The organism is Janthinobacterium saanense (assembly GCF_014200675.1).
In the GTDB taxonomy this organism is placed as follows: domain Bacteria; phylum Pseudomonadota; class Gammaproteobacteria; order Burkholderiales; family Burkholderiaceae_D; genus Janthinobacterium.
Genome location: NZ_JACHCI010000031.1, coordinates 1 through 23420, shown reverse-complemented (window position 1 = coordinate 23420; position 23420 = coordinate 1). Strand labels below are relative to the sequence as shown.

The 23420-nt window shown below is 56.2% G+C and carries 21 protein-coding genes, 1 other RNA gene and 1 pseudogene; 10 read left to right on the top strand and 13 right to left on the bottom strand.

The genetic code is table 11. The features are described 5' to 3' along the window. Window positions 1-20 precede the first annotated feature (20 nt). The 9 genes from rpsA to gyrA all read right to left on the bottom strand — a co-directional run bounded on the left by rpsA (window position 21) and on the right by gyrA (window position 11736). Window positions 21-1733, bottom strand: coding sequence for a 30S ribosomal protein S1 (gene rpsA / locus HDE72_RS26390; RefSeq protein WP_183678411.1), 1713 nt, complete (start codon window positions 1731-1733; stop codon window positions 21-23). Window positions 1734-1843: 110 nt separating this feature from the next. Further along, the gene (gene cmk, locus HDE72_RS26385) at window positions 1844-2512 is read right to left on the bottom strand and encodes a (d)CMP kinase (RefSeq protein ID WP_183748306.1); all 669 of its coding nucleotides are present in this window, start codon (window positions 2510-2512) and stop codon (window positions 1844-1846) included. 66 nt (window positions 2513-2578) lie between these two features. Further along, the gene (gene aroA / locus HDE72_RS26380; RefSeq protein ID WP_183748304.1) at window positions 2579-3934 is read right to left on the bottom strand and encodes a 3-phosphoshikimate 1-carboxyvinyltransferase; all 1356 of its coding nucleotides are present in this window, start codon (window positions 3932-3934) and stop codon (window positions 2579-2581) included. A 17-nt stretch (window positions 3935-3951) separates the two neighbouring features. Continuing rightward, a complete protein-coding gene (locus HDE72_RS26375; protein ID WP_183748302.1) occupies window positions 3952-4866 on the bottom strand; it encodes a prephenate dehydrogenase in 915 nt (304 codons plus the stop codon). A 4-nt stretch (window positions 4867-4870) separates the two neighbouring features. Next, window positions 4871-5977, bottom strand: coding sequence for a histidinol-phosphate transaminase (gene hisC / locus HDE72_RS26370; protein ID WP_183748300.1), 1107 nt, complete (start codon window positions 5975-5977; stop codon window positions 4871-4873). Between the two features lie 90 nt (window positions 5978-6067). Next, window positions 6068-7138 carry a prephenate dehydratase gene (gene pheA, locus HDE72_RS26365; RefSeq protein ID WP_183748298.1) on the bottom strand — a complete coding sequence of 357 codons (1071 nt, stop codon included), beginning with the start codon at window positions 7136-7138 and terminating at the stop codon, window positions 6068-6070. Between the two features lie 84 nt (window positions 7139-7222). Continuing rightward, on the bottom strand, window positions 7223-8314 hold the full coding sequence (serC, locus tag HDE72_RS26360) for a 3-phosphoserine/phosphohydroxythreonine transaminase (protein ID WP_183748296.1): 1092 nt from the start codon (window positions 8312-8314) through the stop codon (window positions 7223-7225). Between the two features lie 21 nt (window positions 8315-8335). Beyond that, window positions 8336-8923, bottom strand: a complete 588-nt coding sequence (locus tag HDE72_RS26355) for a DUF2059 domain-containing protein (RefSeq protein ID WP_183748294.1) — start codon at window positions 8921-8923, stop codon at window positions 8336-8338. A 128-nt stretch (window positions 8924-9051) separates the two neighbouring features. Beyond that, window positions 9052-11736, bottom strand: a complete 2685-nt coding sequence (gyrA, locus tag HDE72_RS26350) for a DNA gyrase subunit A (protein WP_183748292.1) — start codon at window positions 11734-11736, stop codon at window positions 9052-9054. A 559-nt stretch (window positions 11737-12295) separates the two neighbouring features. Between gyrA and ompA the strand changes: the two genes are divergently transcribed. The 4 genes from ompA to ssrA all read left to right on the top strand — a co-directional run bounded on the left by ompA (window position 12296) and on the right by ssrA (window position 15256). After that, on the top strand, window positions 12296-13012 hold the full coding sequence (ompA, locus tag HDE72_RS26345; protein ID WP_183748290.1) for an outer membrane protein OmpA: 717 nt from the start codon (window positions 12296-12298) through the stop codon (window positions 13010-13012). Between the two features lie 124 nt (window positions 13013-13136). Then, on the top strand, window positions 13137-13832 hold the full coding sequence (gene ubiG / locus HDE72_RS26340; protein ID WP_183748288.1) for a bifunctional 2-polyprenyl-6-hydroxyphenol methylase/3-demethylubiquinol 3-O-methyltransferase UbiG: 696 nt from the start codon (window positions 13137-13139) through the stop codon (window positions 13830-13832). 66 nt (window positions 13833-13898) lie between these two features. Then, window positions 13899-14603 carry an HAD family hydrolase gene (locus HDE72_RS26335; RefSeq protein WP_183748286.1) on the top strand — a complete coding sequence of 235 codons (705 nt, stop codon included), beginning with the start codon at window positions 13899-13901 and terminating at the stop codon, window positions 14601-14603. A 292-nt stretch (window positions 14604-14895) separates the two neighbouring features. Then, window positions 14896-15256, top strand: a transfer-messenger RNA (tmRNA) gene (ssrA, locus tag HDE72_RS26330). 367 nt (window positions 15257-15623) lie between these two features. On the opposite strand, the gene HDE72_RS26325 is transcribed toward ssrA, so the two are convergent. Together HDE72_RS26325 and HDE72_RS26320 are read right to left on the bottom strand one after the other, a co-directional pair. Then, entirely contained in the window at window positions 15624-16607 is a 984-nt protein-coding gene (locus HDE72_RS26325; RefSeq protein WP_139090347.1) for a hypothetical protein, read from the bottom strand. Beyond that, window positions 16600-17751 (bottom strand): hypothetical protein, encoded by a 1152-nt coding sequence (locus tag HDE72_RS26320; RefSeq protein WP_183748284.1) that lies wholly within the window; start codon window positions 17749-17751, stop codon window positions 16600-16602. The genes HDE72_RS26325 and HDE72_RS26320 overlap by 8 nt, the downstream gene beginning before the upstream one ends. 279 nt (window positions 17752-18030) lie before the next feature. Here HDE72_RS26320 and HDE72_RS26315 point away from each other — a divergent pair, with 279 nt between their 5' ends. The 4 genes from HDE72_RS26315 (at window position 18031) to HDE72_RS26300 (ending at window position 20478) form a co-directional block, all read left to right on the top strand. Continuing rightward, the gene (locus tag HDE72_RS26315; protein WP_139090345.1) at window positions 18031-18984 is read left to right on the top strand and encodes a DNA cytosine methyltransferase; all 954 of its coding nucleotides are present in this window, start codon (window positions 18031-18033) and stop codon (window positions 18982-18984) included. A gap of 447 nt (window positions 18985-19431) precedes the next feature. Further along, on the top strand, window positions 19432-19773 hold the full coding sequence (locus HDE72_RS27620; protein ID WP_183759342.1) for a hypothetical protein: 342 nt from the start codon (window positions 19432-19434) through the stop codon (window positions 19771-19773). Continuing rightward, on the top strand, window positions 19757-20245 hold the full coding sequence (locus HDE72_RS26305; RefSeq protein WP_183748280.1) for a phage tail protein: 489 nt from the start codon (window positions 19757-19759) through the stop codon (window positions 20243-20245). Before HDE72_RS27620 ends, HDE72_RS26305 begins: the two co-directional genes overlap by 17 nt. Then, window positions 20242-20478, top strand: a complete 237-nt coding sequence (locus HDE72_RS26300; protein ID WP_183748278.1) for a phage virion morphogenesis protein — start codon at window positions 20242-20244, stop codon at window positions 20476-20478. Before HDE72_RS26305 ends, HDE72_RS26300 begins: the two co-directional genes overlap by 4 nt. Before the next feature lie 31 nt (window positions 20479-20509). On the opposite strand, the gene HDE72_RS26295 is transcribed toward HDE72_RS26300, so the two are convergent. Next, complete coding sequence (locus tag HDE72_RS26295) at window positions 20510-21526, bottom strand: IS30 family transposase (protein WP_183748275.1); 1017 nt, start codon at window positions 21524-21526, stop codon at window positions 20510-20512. Window positions 21527-21584: 58 nt separating this feature from the next. Here HDE72_RS26295 and HDE72_RS26290 point away from each other — a divergent pair, with 58 nt between their 5' ends. Further along, complete coding sequence (locus HDE72_RS26290; RefSeq protein WP_311735291.1) at window positions 21585-21797, top strand: phage virion morphogenesis family protein; 213 nt, start codon at window positions 21585-21587, stop codon at window positions 21795-21797. Window positions 21798-21940: 143 nt separating this feature from the next. Beyond that, complete coding sequence (locus HDE72_RS26285) at window positions 21941-23191, top strand: DUF4427 domain-containing protein (protein WP_183748273.1); 1251 nt, start codon at window positions 21941-21943, stop codon at window positions 23189-23191. A gap of 115 nt (window positions 23192-23306) precedes the next feature. Here the strand turns inward: HDE72_RS26285 and HDE72_RS27910 are convergent. Further along, window positions 23307-23420 (bottom strand): annotated as a pseudogene (locus HDE72_RS27910) (IS481 family transposase); the annotation flags it as partial.

Sequence of the window (23420 nt, the reverse complement as noted above, 5' to 3'; positions counted from 1 at the left end):
CTGCCGGTATCCGCGTAGTCTTAGTTCTTGTTATCGAACTTAGCTTTCAACAAGGCGCCCAGGCTGGTGGTGCCCGAAGCTGCGTTGTTGTCGGTAGCTGCCATTTTTTGCATCGCTTCCTGGGTTTCAACGTTGTCTTTCGCTTTGATCGACAGTTGGATACCACGGGCTTTGCGGTCGATGTTCAGTACCAGAGCTTCAACGGTGTCGCCGACTTTCAGGTGCGTACCAGCATCTTCAACGCGGTCGCGCGAGATTTCGGAAGCGCGCAGGTAGCCTTCAACTTCTTCGGACAGTTGGATCACGGCGCCTTTAGGCTCTACCGATTTAACGGTACCGGTTACCAGCGAGCCTTTGTCGTTCATGGCTGCGAAGTTGTTGAATGGGTCACCTTCCAGTTGCTTAACGCCCAGGGAAACGCGCTCGCGCTCAACGTCGATGGCCAGAACGATGGCTTCCAGTTCGTCACCTTTCTTGAAGCGACGTACGGCTTCTTCGCCGGTTTCGGTCCAGGACAGGTCGGACAAGTGAACCAGACCGTCGATGTTGCCGGCCAGGCCGATGAACACGCCGAAGTCGGTGATCGATTTGATCGCGCCGCGGACTTTATCGCCCTTCTTGTGGGTAACGCCAAAGTCATCCCATGGGTTGGCTTTGCACTGTTTCATACCCAGCGAGATACGACGACGCTCTTCGTCGATTTCCAGAACCATTACTTCTACTTCGTCGCCCAGTTGGACAACTTTGTTAGGAGCAACGTTTTTGTTCGTCCAGTCCATCTCGGAAACGTGTACCAGACCTTCGATACCCTGTTCCACTTCAACGAACGCGCCGTAGTCGGTCAGGTTCGTTACTTTACCGAACAGACGGGTGCTTTGTGGGTAACGACGGGACAGACCGGTCCAAGGATCGTCGCCCAGTTGTTTCACGCCCAGCGAAACACGGTTTTTCTCTTGATCGTATTTCAGGACTTTGGCGGTGATTTCCTGGCCAACCGTCAGTACTTCCGACGGGTGACGTACACGGCGCCATGCCAGGTCGGTGATGTGCAGCAGGCCATCGATACCGCCCAGATCCACGAACGCGCCGTAGTCGGTGATATTTTTGACGACGCCGGTCACGACCGTGCCTTCTTTCAGCGTTTCCATCAGTTTCTGACGCTCTTCGCCCATCGAAGCTTCGATGACGGCGCGGCGGGACAGAACCACGTTGTTACGCTTGCGGTCCAGTTTGATGACTTTGAATTCGAGGGTTTTGCCTTCGAATGGGGTGGTGTCTTTGACAGGACGGGTGTCAACCAGCGAACCCGGCAGGAATGCGCGGATGCCGTTGGTCAATACGGTCAGACCGCCTTTGACTTTACCATTGACGGTACCGACGACGATTTCGCCCGATTCCATCGCTTTTTCCAGAGCCAGCCACGAAGCCAGACGCTTGGCTTTATCGCGCGACAGGATGGTATCGCCGAAACCATTTTCCAGCGATTCGATCGCCACGGAAACGAAGTCACCAACTTTGACTTCCAGTTCGCCGTGGTCGTTTTTGAATTCTTCGACAGGGATGAATGCTTCGGATTTGAGGCCAGCGTTCACGATCACGAAATTGTGGTCGAGGCGCACGACTTCAGCGGAAATAACTTCGCCGGAGCGCATATCTTGACGCGACAACGATTCCTCGAAGAGCGCAGCAAAACTTTCCATACCGGTAGATTCGTTAGTTGTAACAGTAGACATAGGGTTCACACAGGTTATCCAGCAGAGATCGCACAATGCGACTTAAACTGGGTTAGGTTTTTGACACACCCGGACTGGCCAGGAGCCGTCACGGGCACCACATAGCAGAGCTATTTTATTACTGCGGCATACCATTTCAACACGGTTTCAACAGCAACATCTGCTGTCATGGCCGAGGTATCAAGGACATGCGCCCCTTCTGCGGGGACCAGCGGCGCAATCGCACGGTGAGTATCACGTTCGTCCCGCGCCTGCAAATCCATCAGAAGGTCTTCCATAGTAGCAGAAATTCCCTTGTCTATCAATTGCTTGTAGCGCCGGCCCGCGCGCGCCTCCACGCTGGCCGTCAGAAACACCTTCAGCGGCGCGTGCGGAAAGATCACCGTACCCATGTCGCGCCCGTCGGCCACCAGGCCTGGCGCCTTGCGGAAAGATAATTGCAAGGCAAATAAGGCCTGGCGCACCGTTGGTAATACGGCAATCTGCGAAGCCGTATTACCGACTACTTCGGCACGGATCTGCTCGGTAACGTTTTCATTCGCCAGGAAGATTTCGCCACCGGCAAAGTGGCAAGGCAAGTGCTCGGCCAGCTTGGCCAGCGCGTGCTCGTCGTGCAAGTCCGTGCCACGGCGTATCGCCATCAGGGCGGTCAAGCGGTACAGGGCGCCCGAATCGAGGTAATGAAAGCCGAGCTTGTCAGCAACGCGGTGCGCCACCGTGCCCTTGCCGGAAGCGGTGGGGCCATCGATGGCGATGACGGGGATGTGAGATGTGGACATTGTTTTATTAGTCAAAGTAGAGCTGGGGTCAGACCCGGCGGGACTGACCCCGGAATTTGCCTTCGGTTAAATAAGGCTATCCTTGGCGATCCCCGCGAACGCGGCGAAATACTCGGGGAAGGTCTTGGCCACGCATTTCGGATCGTTGATGCGCATGGCGTTGCCACGGCGGGCCACGCCATCCAACGATGCCAGCGAGAAACACATCGCCATGCGGTGATCGTCATAGGTGTCGATGGCGGCAGGCTGGATCACGGCCGGCGGCGTCACGCGCAGGTAGTCCGCGCCCTCTTCCACTTCGGCGCCCAGCTTGCGCAGCTCGGTGGCCATGGCGGCCAGGCGGTCGGTTTCCTTGACACGCCAGCTGGCGATATTGCGCAAGGTGCTGGTGCCGTCCGCATACAGGGCGGCCACGGCGATCGTCATGGCGGCGTCGGGAATATGGTTGAAGTCCATGTCGATGGCTGTCAAGACGCCATTCGAGCGGGCTTCGATCCAGTTTTCACCCATGGTGATGGTCGCGCCCATTTGCTGCAAGGCTTCGACGAAACGCACATCGCCCTGGATGCTGTCGCGCCCCACGCCTTCCACGCGCACCGGGCCGCCGCCAATCGCGCCGGCTGCCAGGAAATAGGACGCCGACGAGGCGTCGCCTTCGACGTGGATGGTGCCCGGACTTTGATATTGCTGGCCCGGCTGCACGGTGAACGACTGCCAGCCGTCATGCTCGACCGTCACGCCGAAGCGGCGCATCAGGTTCAGGGTGATTTCGATATATGGCTTCGAGATCAGTTCGCCCGTCACGTCTATCGTGACGGCATGATCGCGCGCCATCAGCGGCGCCACCATCAGCAAGGCGGTGAGGAACTGGCTGGACACATTGCCGCGCACGGCGATGCGCTGCGCGTGGATGTGGCCACGGCGGATGCGCAGCGGCGGGAAACCCTGCTCGCCGGTGTAGTCGATCTGCGCGCCGACCGCGTTCAGCGCATCGACCAGGTCGCCAATCGGGCGCTCGTGCATGCGCGACACGCCGTGCAGGGTGTAGTCGCCGCCGATCACGGCCAGCGCCGCCGTCAATGGGCGGATCGCCGTGCCGGCGTTCCCCATGAACAGGTCCGCTTCGTGGTGCGGGAACACGCCGCCGCAGCCTTCCACGTGATGCACCTGGTGCGCGGTAGCCGGGTCGCCGATCACTTCATCCTGCTTCCAGTGCACGCCCAGCGAGGTCAACGCCGTCAGCATGACGAAGGTGTCGTCGGAGGCCAGCAGGTCGACGATTCTGGTCGTGCCCTTGGCCAGCGCGGCCAGCAGCAGCACGCGGTTGGAAATGCTTTTCGAGCCGGGCAGACGCACCGTGCCTTCGACATGCATCACCGGCGTCAAATCGATATGATGCGGGTATTGTTTGGTTTGGGTCATGCTGATTCCTTGATGATTTATTGTGCGGAGGCGGCTGGCGCAGGTATTTCGGCCGCCTCGATCGCTTCTATCCATTGCTGCCGGGCCTGCTGGGCGTTCGCGTACACGTTCTCGATGGCGGCGCCGTCACCGGCGGCCAGGCTGGCCCGCAAGGCCGTCAGCTGCGCCAGATAGGCGTCCAGTTCTTGCAGCAGGGCCGGCTGGTTGGCCAGGCTGATGTCGCGCCACATTTCCGGCGAGGAGCCGGCAATGCGCGTAAAGTCGCGGAAACCGCTGGCCGCGTATTGAAACAGCAAATCCGCGTGCGGTTTCCTGGCGATGTCGTCGACCAGCGCAAAAGCCAGCAAATGCGGCAAATGGCTGACAGCGGCAAACACCTTGTCATGTTCTGCCGGCGTCAGGACGTGGATGATGGCGCCACAGGTGCGCCAGGCGGCGGCCACGCGTTCCACGTCGGACGCGGCATTTTCCGCCAGCGGCGTCAGCACCACTTTTTTGCCGCGATACAGATCGATGATGGCCGCATCGGGGCCATTCGTCTCGCGCCCGGCAATCGGGTGGCCCGGCACGAACTGGGCGATCTTGTCGCCTAGCGACGCGCGCGCAGCTTCCACCACATCGGACTTGGTGCTGCCCGCATCCGTCACCACGGTGCCCGGCTGCAGATGTGGCGCAATCGACGCCAGGATGGCGCCCGTCTGCGCCACAGGCGCGGCCACCAGCACCAGGTCGGCGCCGTGGATGGCCTGGGCCATGTCGCCGCCGATTTCATCGATGATGCCCAGTTCCAGCGCGCGCGCCATCGACGCTGGCGAACGGCCCATGCCGACCACCGTGCCAACGGCGCCCATATGCTTGAGCGCGCGCGCAAACGAGCCGCCGATCAGGCCGACGCCAAAAATAACAAGCTTATTGAAAACAGGGGTAGCCATACAATCAAGCCAGCGCTTTCGTCAGCGCGGCGATGAGGATGGCGTTTTCCTGCGGCAGGCCGATGGAAATGCGCAGCCATTGCGGCAAGCCATAACTACCCACAGGGCGCACGATCACGCCCTGCTGCAGCAGCGACAGGTTCACGCGCGCACCGGCGCCGTCATCATCACCGACTTTCACCAGCACGAAATTGCCGTGCGACGGCACGAATTCCAGACCCAGAGCCGTGAACGCTTCGGTAAATTGCTGGTAGCCGGCCGCGTTGTTGCGCGCGCTTTTCTCCAGGAATTGCTTGTCGTTCAAGGCGGCGATGGCAGCCGCCTGCGCCAGCGTGTTGACGTTGAATGGCTGGCGGATGCGGTTCATCAAATCCGTCAGCACCGGCTGGGCAATCGCAAAACCGATGCGCAGGCCAGCCAGGCCATAGGCCTTCGACAGGGTGCGCGACACCACCAGATTGGGATACTGGCGCACCCAGGCCGTCGACTCGTATTGGTCTTCGGCCGACAGGAATTCGTTGTACGCTTCATCGAGCACCACTACCACGTGCTGCGGCACTTTCTGCAGGAACGCTTCCAGCTGCGCCGCCGTCAAAAAGGTACCGGTCGGGTTGTTCGGATTGGCGATGAAGACCAGCCGCGTGTCGTCCGTAATCGCAGCGACCATGGCGTCCAGGTCATGGCCGTACGCTTGCGCCGGCACCACCAGGTGACGCGCACCCAGGCCTTGCGTCGCCAGCGCGTACACGGCAAACGAGTACTGCGAATACACCACGGACTGGCCGTGCTCGACAAACGCATGGGCGGCGATTTCCAGGATGTCGTTGCTGCCATTGCCCAAGGTGATCCAGTCGGCCGGCACGTCATAGCGCTTCGACAGCACGGCTTTCAAATCAAAGCCGTTGGCGTCCGGGTAGCGGCCCAGGTCATCGATGGCGGCGATCATCGCCTGCTTGGCCGATTCCGGCATGCCGTACGGGTTTTCATTCGAGGCCAGCTTGACGATGCTTGCCTCGTCGAGGCCGAATTCACGCGCCACTTCCGCGATGGGTTTGCCGCTCTGGTAAGGAGCGATGGCGCGGACGTGTTCTGGACCGATATTTTTAGACATGATGAAGTTTTAAGTTAATGGATATTGGTAAAACCCAAAAGCAAGGACTGGGGTCGGACCCTTAGGGTCCGACCCCGGCTTTCGACGGGGTCAAAGGCTCACCGGATACGACCCCAGCACCTTGAAGAAGGCCGCGTTGTCCTGCAGCTCGGCCAGGGCTTGCGCCACCGCGCCATCCTGGCCATGGCCTTCCACATCGACATAGAAATAATACTCCCAGCTGCCCATGCGTGCGGGGCGCGACTCGAAGCGCGTCATCGACACGCCATGTTTCGCCAGCGGCGCCAGCAACTGGTACACGGCGCCCGCCTTGTTCGGCACGGCCAATACCAGCGAGGTCTGATCCTTGCCCGACGGCGCCGTCTGCAAGGTGCCCACCACGGCAAAACGCGTACGGTTATGCGGATCGTCCTGGATATGGCCTTGCACCACGCCCAGCTGGTACTGCGTACCGGCCAGTTCGCTGGCAATCGCAGCTATCGCCGCATCGCCGCCGGCCATGCGGGCCGCTTCGGCGTTCGATGCCACGGCGCGCCGTTCGATATGCGGATAGTGCTGGTTCAGCCAGGCCTGGCACTGGGCCAGCGCCTGCGAATGGGCGCAGATGACGGTTACGCCATCCATATTGCCGCTCTTCGTCATCAGGCTGTGGTGGACGGCAATCGCCACTTCGCCGCTGATGATGAGGCTTGTTTGCAGCATCATGTCCAGGGTGCGGTTGACGGCGCCTTCCGAGGAATTCTCGATCGGCACCACGCCGAAGTCCGCCGTGCCCGCCTCGGTGGAGCGGAAAACTTCATCGATGGAGGCGCAAGGCAAGCCATCGACGGCAGTACCGAATTGCTGGTACACGGCTTGTTCGCTGAAGGTGCCGGCCGGGCCCAGGTAGGCGACGGTGACGCGCTTTTCCAGCGCGCGGCAGGACGACATGATTTCACGGAAGATGGTTTGCACTTCGCGGTCGCCCATCGGGCCGGGATTGCGCTCGGCCACGCCGCGCAGCACTTGCGCTTCGCGTTCGGGGCGGAACACGGGCGCCTGGGTTTCGGCTTTCACGTGCCCCACTGCTTGCGCGACCAGCGCGCGGCGGTTGAGCAGTTCCAGGATTTGCGCGTCGATCGCATCGATCTGTTCACGCAGCGGTTTTAATTTGTCAGTCATGGTGGGTTTGTTTCGTCAGCTGTATTTTAATCATAAGCGCACGGCCTGCGCCGGCGGCGGGCCGGCGCGGTCGTCTATGGCGACTCAGCGTCCGGCAAACTCGTTCAAATAGTCAACCAGGGCTTGCACACCCTCGATCGGCATCGCGTTATAAATCGCTGCACGCATGCCGCCGACGGACTTGTGGCCCTTCAGTTGCAGCAAGCCGCGCTGCTTCGCGCCGGCCAGGAATGCATCGTTCAAACTCTCGTCGCGCAGATAGAACGGGATCGTCATGCGCGAGCGGTATGCGGGGGCGACACGGGTCTGGTAAAAGTCGTCCGTATCGAGCGCCGCATACAGCAGCGCCGCTTTCTCAATATTACGCTGTTCCATGGCCGCCACGCCACCCTGGCGTTTCAGCCACTGGAAAACCAGGCCGGCGATATAGATGGAATACGTGGGCGGCGTGTTGTACATCGATTCATGTTCGGCGACGATGGTCCAGTCAAACGCCGACGGGCAGATCGGCAAGGCCTTGCCCAGCAAGTCTTCGCGCACGATGACCACCGTCAGGCCGGCCGGGCCGATATTTTTTTGCGCGCCACCGAAGATGACACCATATTGCGACACATCAATCACGCGCGACAGGATGTGCGAGGACATGTCGGCCACGATGGTGGTCCCGGCAGGCACTTGCGGCGCCTGCTGGTATTCCACGCCATCGATGGTTTCATTGGTGCAGATATGCAGATAGGCGGCGCCTGGCGTCAGCTTCCAATCCGCTGCCGCAGGCACATCGGCAAAACCGCTGGCCTGCGACGAAGCGGCCACGTTCACATGGGCGTACTTGGCCGCTTCCTTGATCGACTTGCCCGACCAGCTGCCCGTGTGCACGAAATCAACCGTGGCCGGCTGGGTGGCGCCGTGGCCCACCAGATTCATCGGGATGATGGCGTTCTCGCCCAGGCCACCGCCTTGCAGGAACAATATCTTGTAATTGTCGGGCACGGCCAGCAGCTCGCGCAGATCGGCCACTGCCTGGCGGTAGATGGACACGAACTCAGGACCACGGTGGCTCATCTCCATCACCGACATGCCGCTACCGCGCCAGTCCTGCATTTCGGCCGCGGCTTGCGCCAGCACTTCCTTGGGCAGCACGGCGGGGCCGGCGGAAAAGTTATAAATATGCGTCACGATACGGTCCTGGGCTTAAGGTTAATCGGGCTTCTCGGTAGAAGTCCGCATGATTTTTTCAAGCACGGCATTAACACGCGGGATAAGCACGCGCTGGCTGATCTCTACCGACTCGACCGACAGCTTCGGCATGGTCGCCAGCAGCTTGCGGCCCAGCGGCGTCTTGTAGAACGCCGTCAGCTGTTCAATTTCCTGCACCGTGTAATAGCGTGCATACAGTTGCACCATCTCGGCACGCAATTCTTCGGTCAGGGTCGGGTCATTCAGTACCTCGGTCAGCGTGGTGACAGCCAGCGGTATCTCTTCCTCGACGTTGGCCAGCGCCTGCTGCTGGCGCTTTTCTTTCACGTCCGCGTTGCCGGTGACGTTTTGCACTGCGGCCTGGCGCATCATGGCCGGCACCGATTGCAGCATCTGGTCGAATATCTGCCGCGTCAGGGCAGGAAACTGTATCGCTTCGAGCATGTCGCGCACCGCCACTTTCATGGCAGGGCTGGGCTCAGCCTGCTTGGCCGCCGGGGCCTGGGCATTTTGCGCCAACGCCGGCACAGCGGCAAACAACGCCAGCGACAACGCGGCAAAGAGGATGGCGACGATTTTTTTCATCATGCAGGGCTTTCAAGACATGGACAGGCACGGGAAGCCGAATGAGGGCTGCTGGGCGTGCCTGCCATATGGCGCGCGCCATAAACGGCGCGCCAACAGCAATTGGGGCTCCCGAAAGAGCCCCAATGATCTTACTCCGGCTGGGCCGGGTCGACAGGGTCGACGGGATCGGCCGGCACCGGTTCAGCCACCGCTGCACTGGCCGCCTCCGTCGTCAGTTCGACTTCGTCGATATCGGTTTCCACCACACGCTGCAGACCCGACAGCTTGGTGCCGTCTTCCACGGCGATCAGGGTCACGCCTTGCGTGGCACGGCCCATTTCGCGGATTTCCGACACGCGGGTACGGATCAGCACGCCGCCGGTGGTGATCAGCATGATTTCATCGCTGGTATTGACCAGGGTCGCGGCAACCACTTTACCGTTGCGCTCGCTGGTCTGGATGGCGATCATGCCTTTCGTGCCACGGCCATGGCGCGTGTACTCAAGGATAGGCGTACGCTTGCCGTAACCGTTTTCAGTGGCCGTCAGCACCGACTGCTGCTCGTTCTCGGCCACCAGCAGCGCGATCACGTGCTGGCCTTCTTCCAGATTCATGCCGCGCACGCCGCGCGCCGTACGGCCCATCGGACGCACATCGTTTTCGTCGAAGCGCACTGCCTTGCCCGAATCGGAGAACAGCATCACGTCGTGCTTGCCATCGGTCAGCGCAGCGCCGATCAGGAAGTCGCCATCGTCCAGGTCGACCGCGATGATGCCGGCCTTGCGTGGGTTGCTGAAGTCCTTCAGCGGCGTTTTCTTCACGGTGCCGAGGCTGGTCGACATGAACACGTAATGGTCTTCCGGGAAGGTGCGGTTCTCGCCCGACAGCGGCAGGATCACGGTGATCTTTTCGTTGTCCTGCAGCGGGAACATATTGACGATAGGCTTGCCGCGCGAATTGCGCGAGCCTTGCGGCACTTCCCACACTTTCAGCCAGTACATGCGGCCACGATCCGAGAAGCACAGGATGTAGTCGTGCGTATTGGCGATGAACAGCTGGTCGATCCAGTCTTCCTCTTTGGTCGCCATCGCCTGCTTGCCGCGGCCGCCGCGTTTTTGCGCGCGGTATTCGCTGATCGGCTGCGCCTTCATGTAGCCGGTGTGCGACAGGGTCACCACCATGTCTTGCGGCGTGATCAGGTCTTCCGTTTCGAGGTCGGTGGCGTTCAGTTCGATCTGCGAGCGGCGTACGTCCTTCTTGCCGGCGCCGTATTCGTTCATCGCCAGCGTCATTTCATCGGTAATGATGACGGTCACGCGTTCCGGCTTGGCCAGGATGTCGAGCAAGTCGGCGATATGTTCCATCACTTCCTTGTACTCGTTGACGATCTTGTCCTGTTCCAGACCGGTCAGGCGTTGCAAACGCATTTGCAAGATCTCTTGCGCCTGGTCGTCGGACAGTTTATATAGGCCATCGGACTGCATGCCGTAGTGCTTGGGCAGGCTTTCCGGACGGTAGGCGTCGATGCCGCCTGGCGTATTGCCGTCGCCGGTACGTGCCAGCATTTCGCGCACCACGGACGAATCCCAGGCGCGCGCCATCAGTTCGCCCTTGGCGATCGGCGGCGTCGGCGCCGCCTTGATGATGGCGATGAAGTCATCGATATTGGCCAGGGCAACGGCCAGGCCTTCGAGCACGTGGCCGCGTTCGCGCGCCTTGCGCAGTTCGAACACGGTGCGGCGCGTGACCACTTCGCGGCGATGCGACAGGAAGCATTGCAGCATCTGCTTCAGGTTCAGCAAACGCGGCTGGCCATCGACCAGGGCCACCATATTCATGCCGAAGGTGTCTTGCAACTGGGTCTGCTTGTACAGATTGTTCAGCACCACTTCCGGCACTTCGCCGCGTTTGAGCTCGATCACCACGCGCATGCCCGATTTGTCGGACTCGTCGCGGATGTCGGAAATGCCTTCCAGCTTTTTGTCGCGCACGTTTTCGGCGATGCGTTCCAGCAGGGACTTCTTGTTGACCTGGAAGGGCAGCTCGTCGACGATGATGGCGATGCGGCCGCCGTCCTTGCCGTACTCTTCAAAGTGCGTCTTGGCGCGCATCACCACACGGCCACGGCCAGTGCGGTAACCATCGCGCACGCCCGATACGCCGTAGATAATGCCGGCGGTCGGGAAGTCCGGCGCAGGAATCAGCTCGATCAATTCATCGATCGTGCATTCCGGGTTGCGCAGCACGTGCAGCGCGCCGTTGATCACTTCGGTGATGTTGTGCGGCGGGATATTGGTCGCCATGCCGACCGCGATACCGGAGGAACCGTTGATCAGCAGGTTGGGAATACGCGTCGGCAGTACCGTCGGTTCTTTTTCCTTGCCATCGTAGTTGGGCACGAAATCGACGGTGTCTTTATCGATGTCGGCCAGCAGTTCGCTGGCAATCTTGTCCAGGCGGCACTCGGTGTAACGCATCGCCGCGGCGGCATCGCCATCGACGGAGCCGAAGTTGCCCTGGCCATCGACGAGCGTGTAGCGCAGCGAGAAGTCCTGCGCCATGCGCACGAGGGTGTCGTAGATCGACGCGTCGCCGTGCGGGTGGTATTTACCCATGGTATCGCCGACCACGCGGGCGCACTTGACGTAAGGACGGTTCCACACGTAGTTCGACTCGTGCATCGAGAACAGGACGCGGCGGTGCACCGGCTTCAAGCCATCACGTGCATCCGGCAAGGCCCGGCCGACGATCACGCTCATGGCGTAATCGAGGTAGCTCTTGCGCATCTCTTCTTCGAGGGAAATAGGAATTGTTTCTTTTGCGAATTGATCCATTGGCGGTTCGACTGATCTCAGGCTGTGGTTAACTTATCTGTTACGCAATGTATGAGCAATACTGCATATCCTAGGCGGCTGTGGTCGTGGACCCCGTGCCGCGCGCTGCTGGCGTGGCCTGGTGCCCATCCGTGACAGTCAAGCGCACGATTTTAGCATGCGCGCCCTGCGATCAGTACAAATTGCCAGGTCAGCAAAAATTAACAATTTGCATCAAGGCTGTGCGGCCGGGCTTGTCAAGAGGACACACTAATGCACAATAGCAACACGAGTTCAAGCCCTCTGCCCATAAAACAGGCACAAAAAGTAATCAAATGTTACAAGCGCTTCATAATCGGGCATTTTCGTTGCGCAGAAACAACGGGCGGTCTAAAATCCGGGAAGCTTTGATTTAACCACGGTCGTGCACCCCCTGTGCGTGTGGCAAAATAACTGGGAAGTTAATTGCTAGTTTCGCAATCCGAAACGAGCGCATGTGGTCTACATGATAAAATCTCGGCACGTAGCACCAGTAGCGCAGTGTTGTGCTGCGGATATTACCCCCCGAAAGGAAAGAAGAATGAATAAATTTGTAACGCTGTTTTTCGCTGCAACCGCAGTGATCTCCGGCTCGGCTTCGGCTCAAACCCCAACCTCGCCACCGTTCGCGCCAGTGACCACCGATCTGAAAGCACCTAGCCCAAAAAGCGCCTATGTGCAAGATGCTCGCGGCGTAATCGTGCGTGATCCATTCGGTCTGTGCTGGCGTACCGGCTACTGGACACCAGCTGATGCGGTGCCAGGCTGCGACGTTCCACTGTGCGTAGAACCAGAAACACTGCAAAACGGCAAGTGCGTGGCTCCGCCACCACCGCCAGCAGCACCAGCTCCTGCTCCAGCACCAGCGCCAGTCGTTGTGCCAGTACCAGTTGCTCCTACCTCGGAAAAAGTCAGCTTCGCTGCTGATGCATTCTTCGATTTCGACAAAGCCACGCTGAAGCCAGAAGGCAAAGCCAAACTGGACGAGCTGACAGCTCAACTGGGCGGCATCAACCTGGAAGTCATCATCGCTGTAGGTCACACCGACTCCGTCGGCACCGATGCTTACAACCAAAAACTGTCGGTACGTCGTGCTGATGCTGTCAAAGCCTACCTGATCACCAAAGGCGTTGAAAGCAACCGCGTGTACACCGAAGGCAAAGGCAAAAAACAACCTGTTGCTGATAACAAAACTGCCGAAGGTCGTGCGAAAAACCGTCGCGTGGAAATCGAAGTTGTTGGTACCCGCAACAAGTAATCACTACCCAGCCCGCGCCTGACGGCAGCAGCAAGTCAGGCGCAGCTGATAAAAACCTCGCTACGGCGGGGTTTTTTTTCGTCCGTGGCTGCCCGATAGTGAAATTGCCGCTATCATTCCAGCTATGAACGCCGACCCTCTTGAAATCCAAAAATTCAGTGAGCTGGCCCACCGCTGGTGGGACCCCACTTCCGAGTTTCGTCCCCTGCACGAAATTAACCCCCTGCGCCTGGAATGGATCAACGCAAAAGTGCCGCTGGCCGGCAAGCGCGTGATCGACATCGGCTGCGGCGGCGGCATCCTGGCCGAATCGATGGCCCGCAAAGGCGCCGACGTGACGGGCATCGACCTGTCCGAAAAGGCTCTGAAGGTAGCCGACCTGCACAGCCTGGAATCGGGCGCCAAGGTACGCTACAAGCTGATCGCCGCCGAAGCCATGGCCGAAGCCGAAGCGGGCCAGTACGACGTCGTCACCTGCATGGAAATGCTGGAACACGTGCCCGACCCGGCCGCCATCGTCAAGGCCTGCGCCACGCTGGTCAAGCCGGGTGGCCACATTTTCATGTCGACCCTGAACCGCAACGCCAAAGCCTATCTGTTCGCCATCCTGGGCGCCGAATATGTGTTGCGCTTGCTGCCAAAAGGCACGCATGACTACGACAAATTCATCACCCCGGCCGAGCTGTCGCAATTTGCCCGCAGCGCCGGCCTGGACGTCAACAGCATGCGTGGCATGGGCTACAATCCATTAACCAAGATTTACTCACTTAATAACGACACCAGCGTCAATTATCTGGTGGCCTGCACCCGGCCAGCCTAGGCGGCAAGACCACCCAAGGCGGCTACGGCCGCCATTTTTTCATCCTGATCCAGCCACACGACCGCCATGACCACAAACCACTTGCCAGCGCCGCGCGCCATCCTGTTCGACCTCGACGGCACCCTGGCCGACACCGCGCCCGACCTGGCAGCGGCCATCAACCGCCTGCGCGCCCGCGACGGCCTGGCGCCCACCCCCTACGACATCCTGCGCCCCACCGCCTCGGCCGGCGCGCGCGGCATGATAGGCGCGTCGTATGGCGTCCAACCCGGCGAAAGCGGCTACGAAGCCCTGAAAGACGGTTTCCTGAGCAACTACGAAGCCGCGCTGGCAGTGGAAAGCCGTTTATTTGACGGTATCCCTGCCCTCTTGGAAGGTTTGAGCGCCCTGGGCCTGGCCTGGGGCGTGGTCACCAACAAGGCCGCCCGCTTCACGGATAAACTGGTCGGCCCGATCGGCCTGGGCGCGGCCGGCTGCGTGATCTCCGGCGACACCATGCCGCACCCGAAACCCCACCCCGCCCCCCTGCTGGAAGCGGCCCGCCGCCTGGACCTGGCGCCGGAAACCTGCTGGTACGTCGGCGACGACCTGCGCGACATCCAGGCCGGCCGCGCCGCCGGCATGCGCACCATCGCCTGCGCCTGGGGCTACTGCGGCCCGATCGAGCCGCAACACTGGCAGGCCGACCACCTGCTCGATACGCCATTGGCGTTGCTGGAACTGGTACAAGGCGTGGTGAAGGCAGAGCAGGAAAGGCAGCTGGCGGCTTGATAGACGGGCTTTTTATCGACTGATGCTCGCCAGAACCTCTATTCTAGCCAGCAACTGAAAGCTGGGGTCTGACCCCAGAATCTGCTTTCGGGGCTAGAAGTAAGAATTCCCTACTTGCAATGTCTCAGTCTTGGGAACAAGCGCTGCTCTTCAGGTTGCCGCAAAACTGGCTTGTGCCTATCGGCACAGGCCTCTCCGATTCGTCTAGCTCAATCGATTCGGGTTTCTATCCATGATTACCTTGAATGCATCATGCAAGAGTGTGAAGATTGCGCTACAATGAAGGTTCTGTGGGGACGACCTGGTTTCGACGTGGGTTGCAAAGCAGCGCAGGGCATACCGAGGGCTGGTTACCTCGTAAATACACCCAGAAAAAACTTAACTGCAAACGATAACTCGTACGCACTGGCAGCTTAATCGCTGTTAGCTCTAGAACACCTCGTCCCTGGGGTGGGCCGTCAAAAGCTCTGGAGTCATTTACAGGGACTCGTCTGATGCTGGGTTACTTAGCATTCGACTAAATAATAGGTGACTCGCTTGTATGTAACGTGCACATCCGTGCCATACCGGTTAAATTAAATGATAGTGCTAAGTATGTAGAACTGTCTGTAGAGTGCTTGCGGACGCGGGTTCGATTCCCGCCGTCTCCACCACTGAATAAAAAAGTAAGGGCCCTCGAGCGCAAGCGACGGGGCCCTTACTTTTTTATTCAACGACGAAACAGTCGGGCATCCAATCCGCGTCCGGTACGGGCGCGGGGGTTTTGCGGGACTTCGGCGAGCACAGCTCGCCGCCGCAAAACCGGGTTGCGCTTGCAAGCGCAACCCCCTCCGATTCTTCTGACTAGGTTTTAGGGCGCGGGCTAATTTTCCTAAAAACGCCATCTAATGCTCAGCCCGTGTCCGAATGGCAGAACTGGCCCTGCCCACGCTTCCAATTATCGATTCGCGCTTTTCATCTGCCCAGCATACAAATTCCTTAGTATGCTGGGCCCATAGAGTTGAAATCCCGCTTGCGTAATTAAGCGACCTCCGCTAGTCGTGCCTCAGCGATTACTAACTGAGTCAACCTCAGTAGCGTAGGTGCATGTTTTACTGAAAAATGATCTCTATTCATCGGCGAATTAGCAACGGCCGTAAGGCGAATACGATCAAACGACAAACCGGCATAAGTGGAGAGTGTACCAAATACAAGTGTCGCAGTAACATTGTGCGGTGTTGCGAACGCTCTAATTGGCTGCACCGGAGGTAGTTCCCTTACCCAACGTTTAATACGGCTCAAGTTCAAATCATCTGTTTTTTGATGCCAGTCTGTGCGACCGCACGCACATTGACCAAGAACAAACAAGCGTCCCTTTCTGCGATCCAATGATTTCCATACCACAAAATCCATGCCTTCATCTTTTATCGCTGCCAAATCAGCTTCCGCCTCATCACTCGGCGACCAACACCACTCGCCAGTTTCACTGTGAAGGTGATCAATTGCTCCCTTAAATGTCCGAATTAAAGCCTCTTGCGGGTATGCAGGTGCACCGGATCGAATAAATTTTGAACCTACGCCCATGTAATGACAAACAACATCTCCAGCAAGTATTTCGAAATATCGGGCGAGCTCAACAAAATTTCCAGTAGTTAAATTCGGAGCGGTACTCACGGCCAAACAGAATTCATAAACACCCGTTTTGCTAGGGGTATACTCTAAACTTCCGTCTATCAAAGTAAATGGATAATTCTCTCCTAATAACTCCACGCGCCGTTGAATCTCTTCTATAATTCGACCGGATAAAGAATCTAACTCTACGTCAGCAAGCATCTGTTCATCAATGCGGGTGAGGTTATTTCCTTCTGGCTCCAACTCCTCAGCCAATCGTTCGTCATACATTGATATTGCAGTTGCAACAATCGTCTGCTTGATAGCTTCGACTTCAGCTTGATCAGCATTATGAGCATCTGCAGTTAAGGCAGCCCGTTTGGCCCAGCCATAATTATCAACTACCTCACTCATCGTCGTCCTCACTTACGACAGCTTCTAGCGACCTAAATATTTCAGTTGCCTGCTTCCTTACAGATCGTATAACCTCGATCAATTCAGATGCTTCTTTCCTCTGGACATCATGCTCACCAAGCAGTGCATTTGCTGTCCGCAAACTATCCCGCGCAAACAGTAACTGTGCAGAAATACGATCAGCAATTGGTTTAGACTCTTCTTCTATATCATCAACTGTGTAACCATTACGCAGCAGCGTTCTCTTTGTCGAGTTACCAAGCGCCACAGCCAACTCGCCAATTTGACGCGAATCAGATATTGCAGGCGGCACTTGCCGCACTTTATCTCCGAACATTGCTCTTAAAGTGAGCGAGGCTTCATCAAGCTTGTCTGAAGGTACAGGTTCAAGTAGATTTCCTTCGTTTAGAGAAAGCCACTCTCTAACTGGACCATACCCCAGCAACGTATAAACCCATGAAAATGGATAGTCGACATTACTGCCACGTCCTTTACGAGTACTTGTCTTGGGATCGAATAGTCCAGCGCTAATCAGTTGCCGGACAAAGTTATAACCTTCAAGCAATCGGGAAATGGTTTTATTCTTATCACCTGTCACTTCTGCTATTTCTTCAAGCGTTAAAGTCTCACTTGCAACTACATGAGAAATCCAAGTTGCTTTAGCAAATGAGTCCCAGGGCTGCGAGGATACGATATGTCGAACGCCTAAATAAGACAAAAGTGCTTTTGCCTCATCATCCTTAAAAGTGATAACCGGCAATTTTTTCGCAGATGTCCAGCCCAATGCATGGCCACGTTTATGAAAAGACTCCGCTTTCTTCCAATGTTTTTTTGCACGCGGATCTTTCGCCAAAATAAAGCACGCAGCGAGCCGGCGATTACCCTCTTTGACGATATATTTTCCCTGAGCACCCGAGCTTTCGACGATCAGCGGTTCCGCATCGAAATAATCATTAATTGCAAGCGAACTTATCACGTCATCAACACCGAACTGCTCAACGATCCAATCTACGACATCACTCTGCGACGTAAAATCATCGGCACTTTCGCCAAATCTGGGATTCTTAATATCAAGTTCAAGATTAGAAATGGCAACGCGGTCGACCGGTTTTTGCGTAGCCAGCTGCGAAACTTTTGTTACCATTATCAATCTCCTAACACTGCTAAAATTAAGTTATATAACTTACCACAAAAAGTGGTCGTTCACATGATATTAAATAGAAAAAACAATGGTGCAAAATTGCCATCCTAACATCCAAAAAATGCCCCCACACCTCTAAATTGTTGCATTTTTAGCACCAAAAAACTCTATGATGATGTGTTCTTACGACGCGTCGCATTGTACAATAGCAGGTCGCTCTGCCTTCGTGCTAAGCCAACTTACGGATATGGCTGTTGCAGCAGCAGTTTGAAAAGGAAAATTATGCCTAAAGCAGTATCTTTGTTTACGGGCTGTGGGGGGTCAGATGCTGGCCTTGTAACAGCAGGTTTTGAAATCGTTATGGCAAACGATATCATCCCGTACGCGAAGGACACTTACCTGGCAAACCATCCAGAAACCGATTACCAACTCTGCAATGTGCAAAAAATTGATACATTCCCTAGGGCCGAGCTCCTAGTGGGCTGCTATCCCTGCCAAGGATTTTCGCAAGGCGGAGCTCGTCAGGCTGATCGCCGCATCAATTACCTATATCTTGACTTTGTTCGCGCTCTACGACAAGTCCAGCCGAAGGCATTCATTGTGGAGAACGTCTCGGGGATGCGTAGCTCAACGTACAAGCACTTGCTACAGGATCAAATTGAGCAATTCAAAGCGTCTGGCCCTCATGGCTACAACGTCGAGTGGAAGCTGCTCAGCGCAGATGAGTTTGGAGTACCTCAGGAGCGCAAACGTATCTTGATCGTTGGAATTCGGTCAGATCTCAACATGAAATATGAATTCCCCCTACCAACCCATGGCCCACGAGGACAAGAGCCGTTTCGCTCTATTGGTGAAGCCCTTCACGGCTTACCAGATTGGCCGGAGGGTGAGTTCTGTGAGGATCCGTTTCACTGGTATTACATGTCTCGAAACAGGCGCCGGGACTGGGTGGAAACCTCAAAAACGATCGTTAGCCATATGCGTCATATGCCCTTGCATCCTATCAGCCCTGTACTTAAAAGAATTCATACAGACTGCTGGGAATTTGAGACGGCCGGTCGAGCGAGACGTTTTTCATATCGAGAAGCGGCAAGGCTACAGGGTTTTTCTGATAATTTTATCTTTCCAGATACGGAGAACAGCTCATTGGCGAACAGATATAAGGTAGTTGGCAATGCTGTCCCCCCCCCCCTGTTTCATGCTATCGCAAGCAACCTTCCAAATATTTGGGATTAATACCTAGTCGCACCACGCCTATCCAGTCGCGATAAGTACATATAGCGCTAAGACGAGCTTTAGTCGATGATTCGGCTACAAGCACCATGGCATATGGATAGGCGGTAGGTTCGATTCCCGCCGTCTCCACCACTGAATAAAAAATAAAGGCCCCCGAGCGCAAGCGACGGGGCCTTTATTTTTTATCCAGGGCGCCGATAGCCGGGCATCCAAACCGCGTCCGGTAAGGACGCGGGGGTTTTGCGGGACTTCGGCGAGCACCGCTCGCCGCCGCAAAACCGGGTTGCGCTTGCAAGCGCAACCCTCTCCGATTCTTCTGAGCAGGTTTTAAGGCGCGGGCTGCTTTTCCTAAAAAACACCATCCAGTGCTCAGTCCGTGTCCGAATGGCAAACTGACCTCGGCTCCGGCCGGCTCCTGCCACCGCACTGGCCCAGGCCACCGCCCGCGTGCTGTCACTGGAACGCGCCGCCGGCGCCGCCCTGACGCAGCGCGCCGAACAACTCACCCAGGATCAAACCCATGCAAAAACTGAACGTGACCGTTTTAATGCTGGCGTGCGTAGCGGCGCTGTGCTCGTGTCAATCCCCATTGCCGGTAGTTGCAGTGCAGCCGCAGATACCCCAACTACCGATGGAAATCGCCACCAAGCGCGAGCCGAACTTGACCCAGCGACTACGGCAGCTCTTGGCGCCATTGCCGGCGACGGCGACGACGCCACCGGCCAGCTAAACGCCTGTATCGACGCCTACAACACCGTGCGAGCCACCTACCATGTACAAACCGAATAGCCTGCGTCAGCACCTGGCCGCCGCCATCCCCGACCTGCAACGCGACCCCGACCGCCTGCTGGTCTTCGTTGACGAAGGCAACGTGGTGGCCAGTGCTACCGCCTCGCTCTCCTTCGAATACCGCTTTAAGCTCAACCTGATCGTGACCGACTACGCGGGCGACGCCGATGCCATCATGGTGGCCCTGATCGCCTGGCTGAAAGTCCACCAGCTCGACCTGATGGCCAACGAAGAGCGGCGCAAACATGGCGTCAGCTTCGAAGTCGATTTCAATAACCATGAGACGGTCGATATCTCGATCAAGCTGGAACTGACCGAGCGCGTGGCCGTCAAACGCGGCAAGGCCGGCCGCCTCGATATCAAGCACCTGGCCGAAATACAGGACACGCCAGCCTACGCAGACGACTTCTGGACACTCTACGCCGGCGGCACCTTGCTGGCCGAATGGCAAACGCCGCAGGCAACGGCATGAGCGACGACCTGCGCGCCCTGCTGGCTAAACTGCAGCCAGCCCAGCGCCGCGCCATCAATCACAAGGTAGCCATCGACCTGGGCCGCAGCCAGGCGCAGCGCATCAAGGCGCAGCAGGGGCCGGACGGCGCCGCCTACCCAGCGCGCAAGCGGCGCAAGGAATTCAAGGGGAAGAATGGACGGATCAAGCGACAGAAGGCGGCGATGTTCAACAAAATCCGCACCGCAAAGTAGGCGGTCTCAATTACCAAATGCAACACCTAGGTTAATGGACGGAGTCTGCTTGTAATTGAAGCCTGATCATGTGTTCAGTATAAACCGCCAATGGCGTCTTCCAGCCCAACGTTTGTCTCGGCCTGGTATTCATCGACAGTGCAATAGCATCCAGTTCTTCCTGTGAGTAAATCGACAGGTCTGAGCCTTTCGGCATGTACTGCCGCAGCAGTCCGTTGGTGTTTTCGTTCGATCCTCGTTGCCATGGGCTATGCGGATCAGCAAAATAAATCTGTACGCCGGTGCGTTCGGTGAGGATTTTATGGCCATGCATTTCGCGCCCTTGGTCATAGGTCATCGATTTGCGTAGCGCCGTCGGTTCGCGATTGAGCACGGCCGAGAAACTGTCGACGACGGACTTGGTGCCGGCATTATCCATCTTGGCCAGCACCACGAAACGGGTGGTACGTTCGACCAGTGTGCCGACCGAGGAGCGGTTACCTTCGCCCTTGATCAAGTCGCCTTCCCAATGACCGGGGATGACGCGATCCTCGATTTCTGGCGGGCGGATGTGGATGCTTTGCATATCCTTGATCTGGCCGCGCCTGTCGGTACCGCGACTGCGAGGCTTGCGCACCTGATTGTGGTGTCGCAAGCAAGCGATCAACTCGCGCTTGAGTTCACCACGCGGATGCAGATAGATCGCGTTATAAATGGTTTCGTGCGAGACGGTTTTATTGGTTTCATTAGGCCACATGGCCTTCAGTATGTTGGAAATTTGCTGAGGCGACCAGAGCAACTTGAGATAGTGCCGCACGACTTGAAAAAGAACGCTGTTCGATTCCAGCTTGCGTGTGCGTCTTGGCTGCACTCGACGCGTGGCGCTTTGTATATGCGACACGTTTGCATCATAGACGCCAGTACCGGCATTGCGCCGAATTTCGCGGCTGATCGAACTAGGCGAACGGCCAAGGCGTTTAGCAATCGTTCGGATACTGCACTGGTCATCACGCATCGTCATCACGACAGCGCGCTCTTGGATTGTTAAGTGACAATAGATTCTGGACATGGCAACACCTTACAAGAGTAGGTGTTGCACTTGGTTTTAGAGGCTGCCGTATTTAAAAGTGAAGGCGACCGATGACCAGATCGATATCGGCTTCTTTGGCTGGGTGGCGCGCGTAGCGCGGGTGCATCAGTTTGGTCAGCAGGGCCGCGTGACCAAGAAAGGGCCTGAGTGTAAGTACCCGGAGCGCCCTTTGCTCGGACTAAGCGAATTGGATCGAACATTGATACACGAATCATTGCTGCGTCAGCTAGAATACCTCCATCATTGGTAAAAAATCATCGAATGACAATAGCACCCAATTAAGTTAAAGCCATACGATATCACTCAAAAGCAACAAGCTTTGTATATATATTTTGAAATTCCGAATTAATACAAAATTCCTAAAACAGAATACTCCTATACAAGGATTTTATCTTGAAAAACAATTATAGATTTGATCTTTCGGATTATTTAATCCATTTTTTCAGAGATATAGACCTTGAGGGTCCAAACTCCATAGAAATGCCGGAGCATATGGGATGGCATAGTCTTTACGAAGATACGTACCTGCCAGCAATCTTCATGTTACGGGCAGCATTGAGGAATGGCCGACTTTGGGCTACTTGGTCCTATCGCAACAACGTTCGAACTATATACGGTCCTAATCCAGCTGTTTGTTTTACAGATATGCCAATCGCAGCATTTGTTGAGTCGAGCCAATTACGCCATGCTCGCGGCGAAGCAATGGGCGAGGTAGCTCTGGTTTTTCCAAAAGAAAATATGCGGCGTTTGGGCGCACGTAAAGTTATTTACGGTCTTAGTGAAGAACCAACGATATGGCCTAGAACTGCATTCGATGGTTCGCGTACATTTTCAGACCAAGAATTGTCACTAGCTGAACAGTACAGATATGTTCCCGATGTATCTTCAGAAAAAATCAAAATAGATTGGACTCACGAATGTGAATGGCGATGGCCATTTAAAGGAAAAGTAACGGCATCTGAAATAGTGAGGCACGTTAGCGATTGGTCCGATATTCCTGGATTGGATTTTTACCTCGAAAGAATTTCAGGAATTAGTGCTATTGTAAAGACTCACGAACAGGGGCTGCTAGTTGCTGGAGATATGTTGGCGCTCGTGGATGCGGGAATTGCGGATAAACAAACATTTGATTTTATTCTAGTTACTGAAAATCTCGCCTCAGTAAAAAATATTCGTGATAGAGGAAATCTGAGTTCAGTGATCCAATGCGCAACGATTGATCTGGATCAATACTTCACCATCAAGAGCGATGTGATTTACAGAGTAACCGCATGGTTCGACAATGAAGTTTCAAAAATAGAGAAATGGGCTGGCCGGGATGAGTACGGAGAGTTTGGTGGATGTTGGCTGTGGCTACACGACGGAACAAATCTCTTTGTTCGGTGTCTTCTTAAGGAAGAACGTATTTTCGTTACAAAAGACGGTCGATATTTAGCGAACCTATACGGTTTTTCTGATGGTAAAAGCCTCCGCCAGCGACAAAAAATGACAGGAAATTTGGCGCAACGTGTTAAGGAGCAATTTGACCTTGACTGCTGTTACTTTTCAGTTGTCAATTCCGACGATGCAGACAGCGGCCCGTTTTACGCAGGAATAGATGACGACGATATCCCATTTTTCAACAATACTTGGAATTACCGTTGATCTCTAATTTTTTGTCATCAGGATAGATTTTTTTTCTAATAAATTAGTTAGTACAATCGATAAAGAACGGATGATTACTGACGTTCAAATTGTTCTTACTAAGTATTAATAGTCACTAAATGTCAAGACCCGCCTGGTTATAAACGCGTTTAACGAATAATTCCGGCTTTTCCGCCTGCCATTTCTTCATCGCCTGCACCGGCGTTTCGTTATTCAAAGCGCGTTGTGG

Coding starts and splice junctions, on each gene's coding strand:
- rpsA (WP_183678411.1), bottom strand. CDS start 1,733: ATGTCTACTGTTACAACTAACGAATCTACCGGTATGGAAAGTTTTGCT.
- cmk (WP_183748306.1), bottom strand. CDS start 2,512: ATGTCCACATCTCACATCCCCGTCATCGCCATCGATGGCCCCACCGCT.
- aroA (WP_183748304.1), bottom strand. CDS start 3,934: ATGACCCAAACCAAACAATACCCGCATCATATCGATTTGACGCCGGTG.
- HDE72_RS26375 (WP_183748302.1), bottom strand. CDS start 4,866: ATGGCTACCCCTGTTTTCAATAAGCTTGTTATTTTTGGCGTCGGCCTG.
- hisC (WP_183748300.1), bottom strand. CDS start 5,977: ATGTCTAAAAATATCGGTCCAGAACACGTCCGCGCCATCGCTCCTTAC.
- pheA (WP_183748298.1), bottom strand. CDS start 7,138: ATGACTGACAAATTAAAACCGCTGCGTGAACAGATCGATGCGATCGAC.
- HDE72_RS26355 (WP_183748294.1), bottom strand. CDS start 8,923: ATGATGAAAAAAATCGTCGCCATCCTCTTTGCCGCGTTGTCGCTGGCG.
- gyrA (WP_183748292.1), bottom strand. CDS start 11,736: ATGGATCAATTCGCAAAAGAAACAATTCCTATTTCCCTCGAAGAAGAG.
- ompA (WP_183748290.1), top strand. CDS start 12,296: ATGAATAAATTTGTAACGCTGTTTTTCGCTGCAACCGCAGTGATCTCC.
- ubiG (WP_183748288.1), top strand. CDS start 13,137: ATGAACGCCGACCCTCTTGAAATCCAAAAATTCAGTGAGCTGGCCCAC.
- HDE72_RS26335 (WP_183748286.1), top strand. CDS start 13,899: ATGACCACAAACCACTTGCCAGCGCCGCGCGCCATCCTGTTCGACCTC.
- HDE72_RS26325 (WP_139090347.1), bottom strand. CDS start 16,607: ATGAGTGAGGTAGTTGATAATTATGGCTGGGCCAAACGGGCTGCCTTA.
- HDE72_RS26320 (WP_183748284.1), bottom strand. CDS start 17,751: ATGGTAACAAAAGTTTCGCAGCTGGCTACGCAAAAACCGGTCGACCGC.
- HDE72_RS26315 (WP_139090345.1), top strand. CDS start 18,031: ATGCCTAAAGCAGTATCTTTGTTTACGGGCTGTGGGGGGTCAGATGCT.
- HDE72_RS26305 (WP_183748280.1), top strand. CDS start 19,757: ATGTACAAACCGAATAGCCTGCGTCAGCACCTGGCCGCCGCCATCCCC.
- HDE72_RS26300 (WP_183748278.1), top strand. CDS start 20,242: ATGAGCGACGACCTGCGCGCCCTGCTGGCTAAACTGCAGCCAGCCCAG.
- HDE72_RS26295 (WP_183748275.1), bottom strand. CDS start 21,526: ATGTCCAGAATCTATTGTCACTTAACAATCCAAGAGCGCGCTGTCGTG.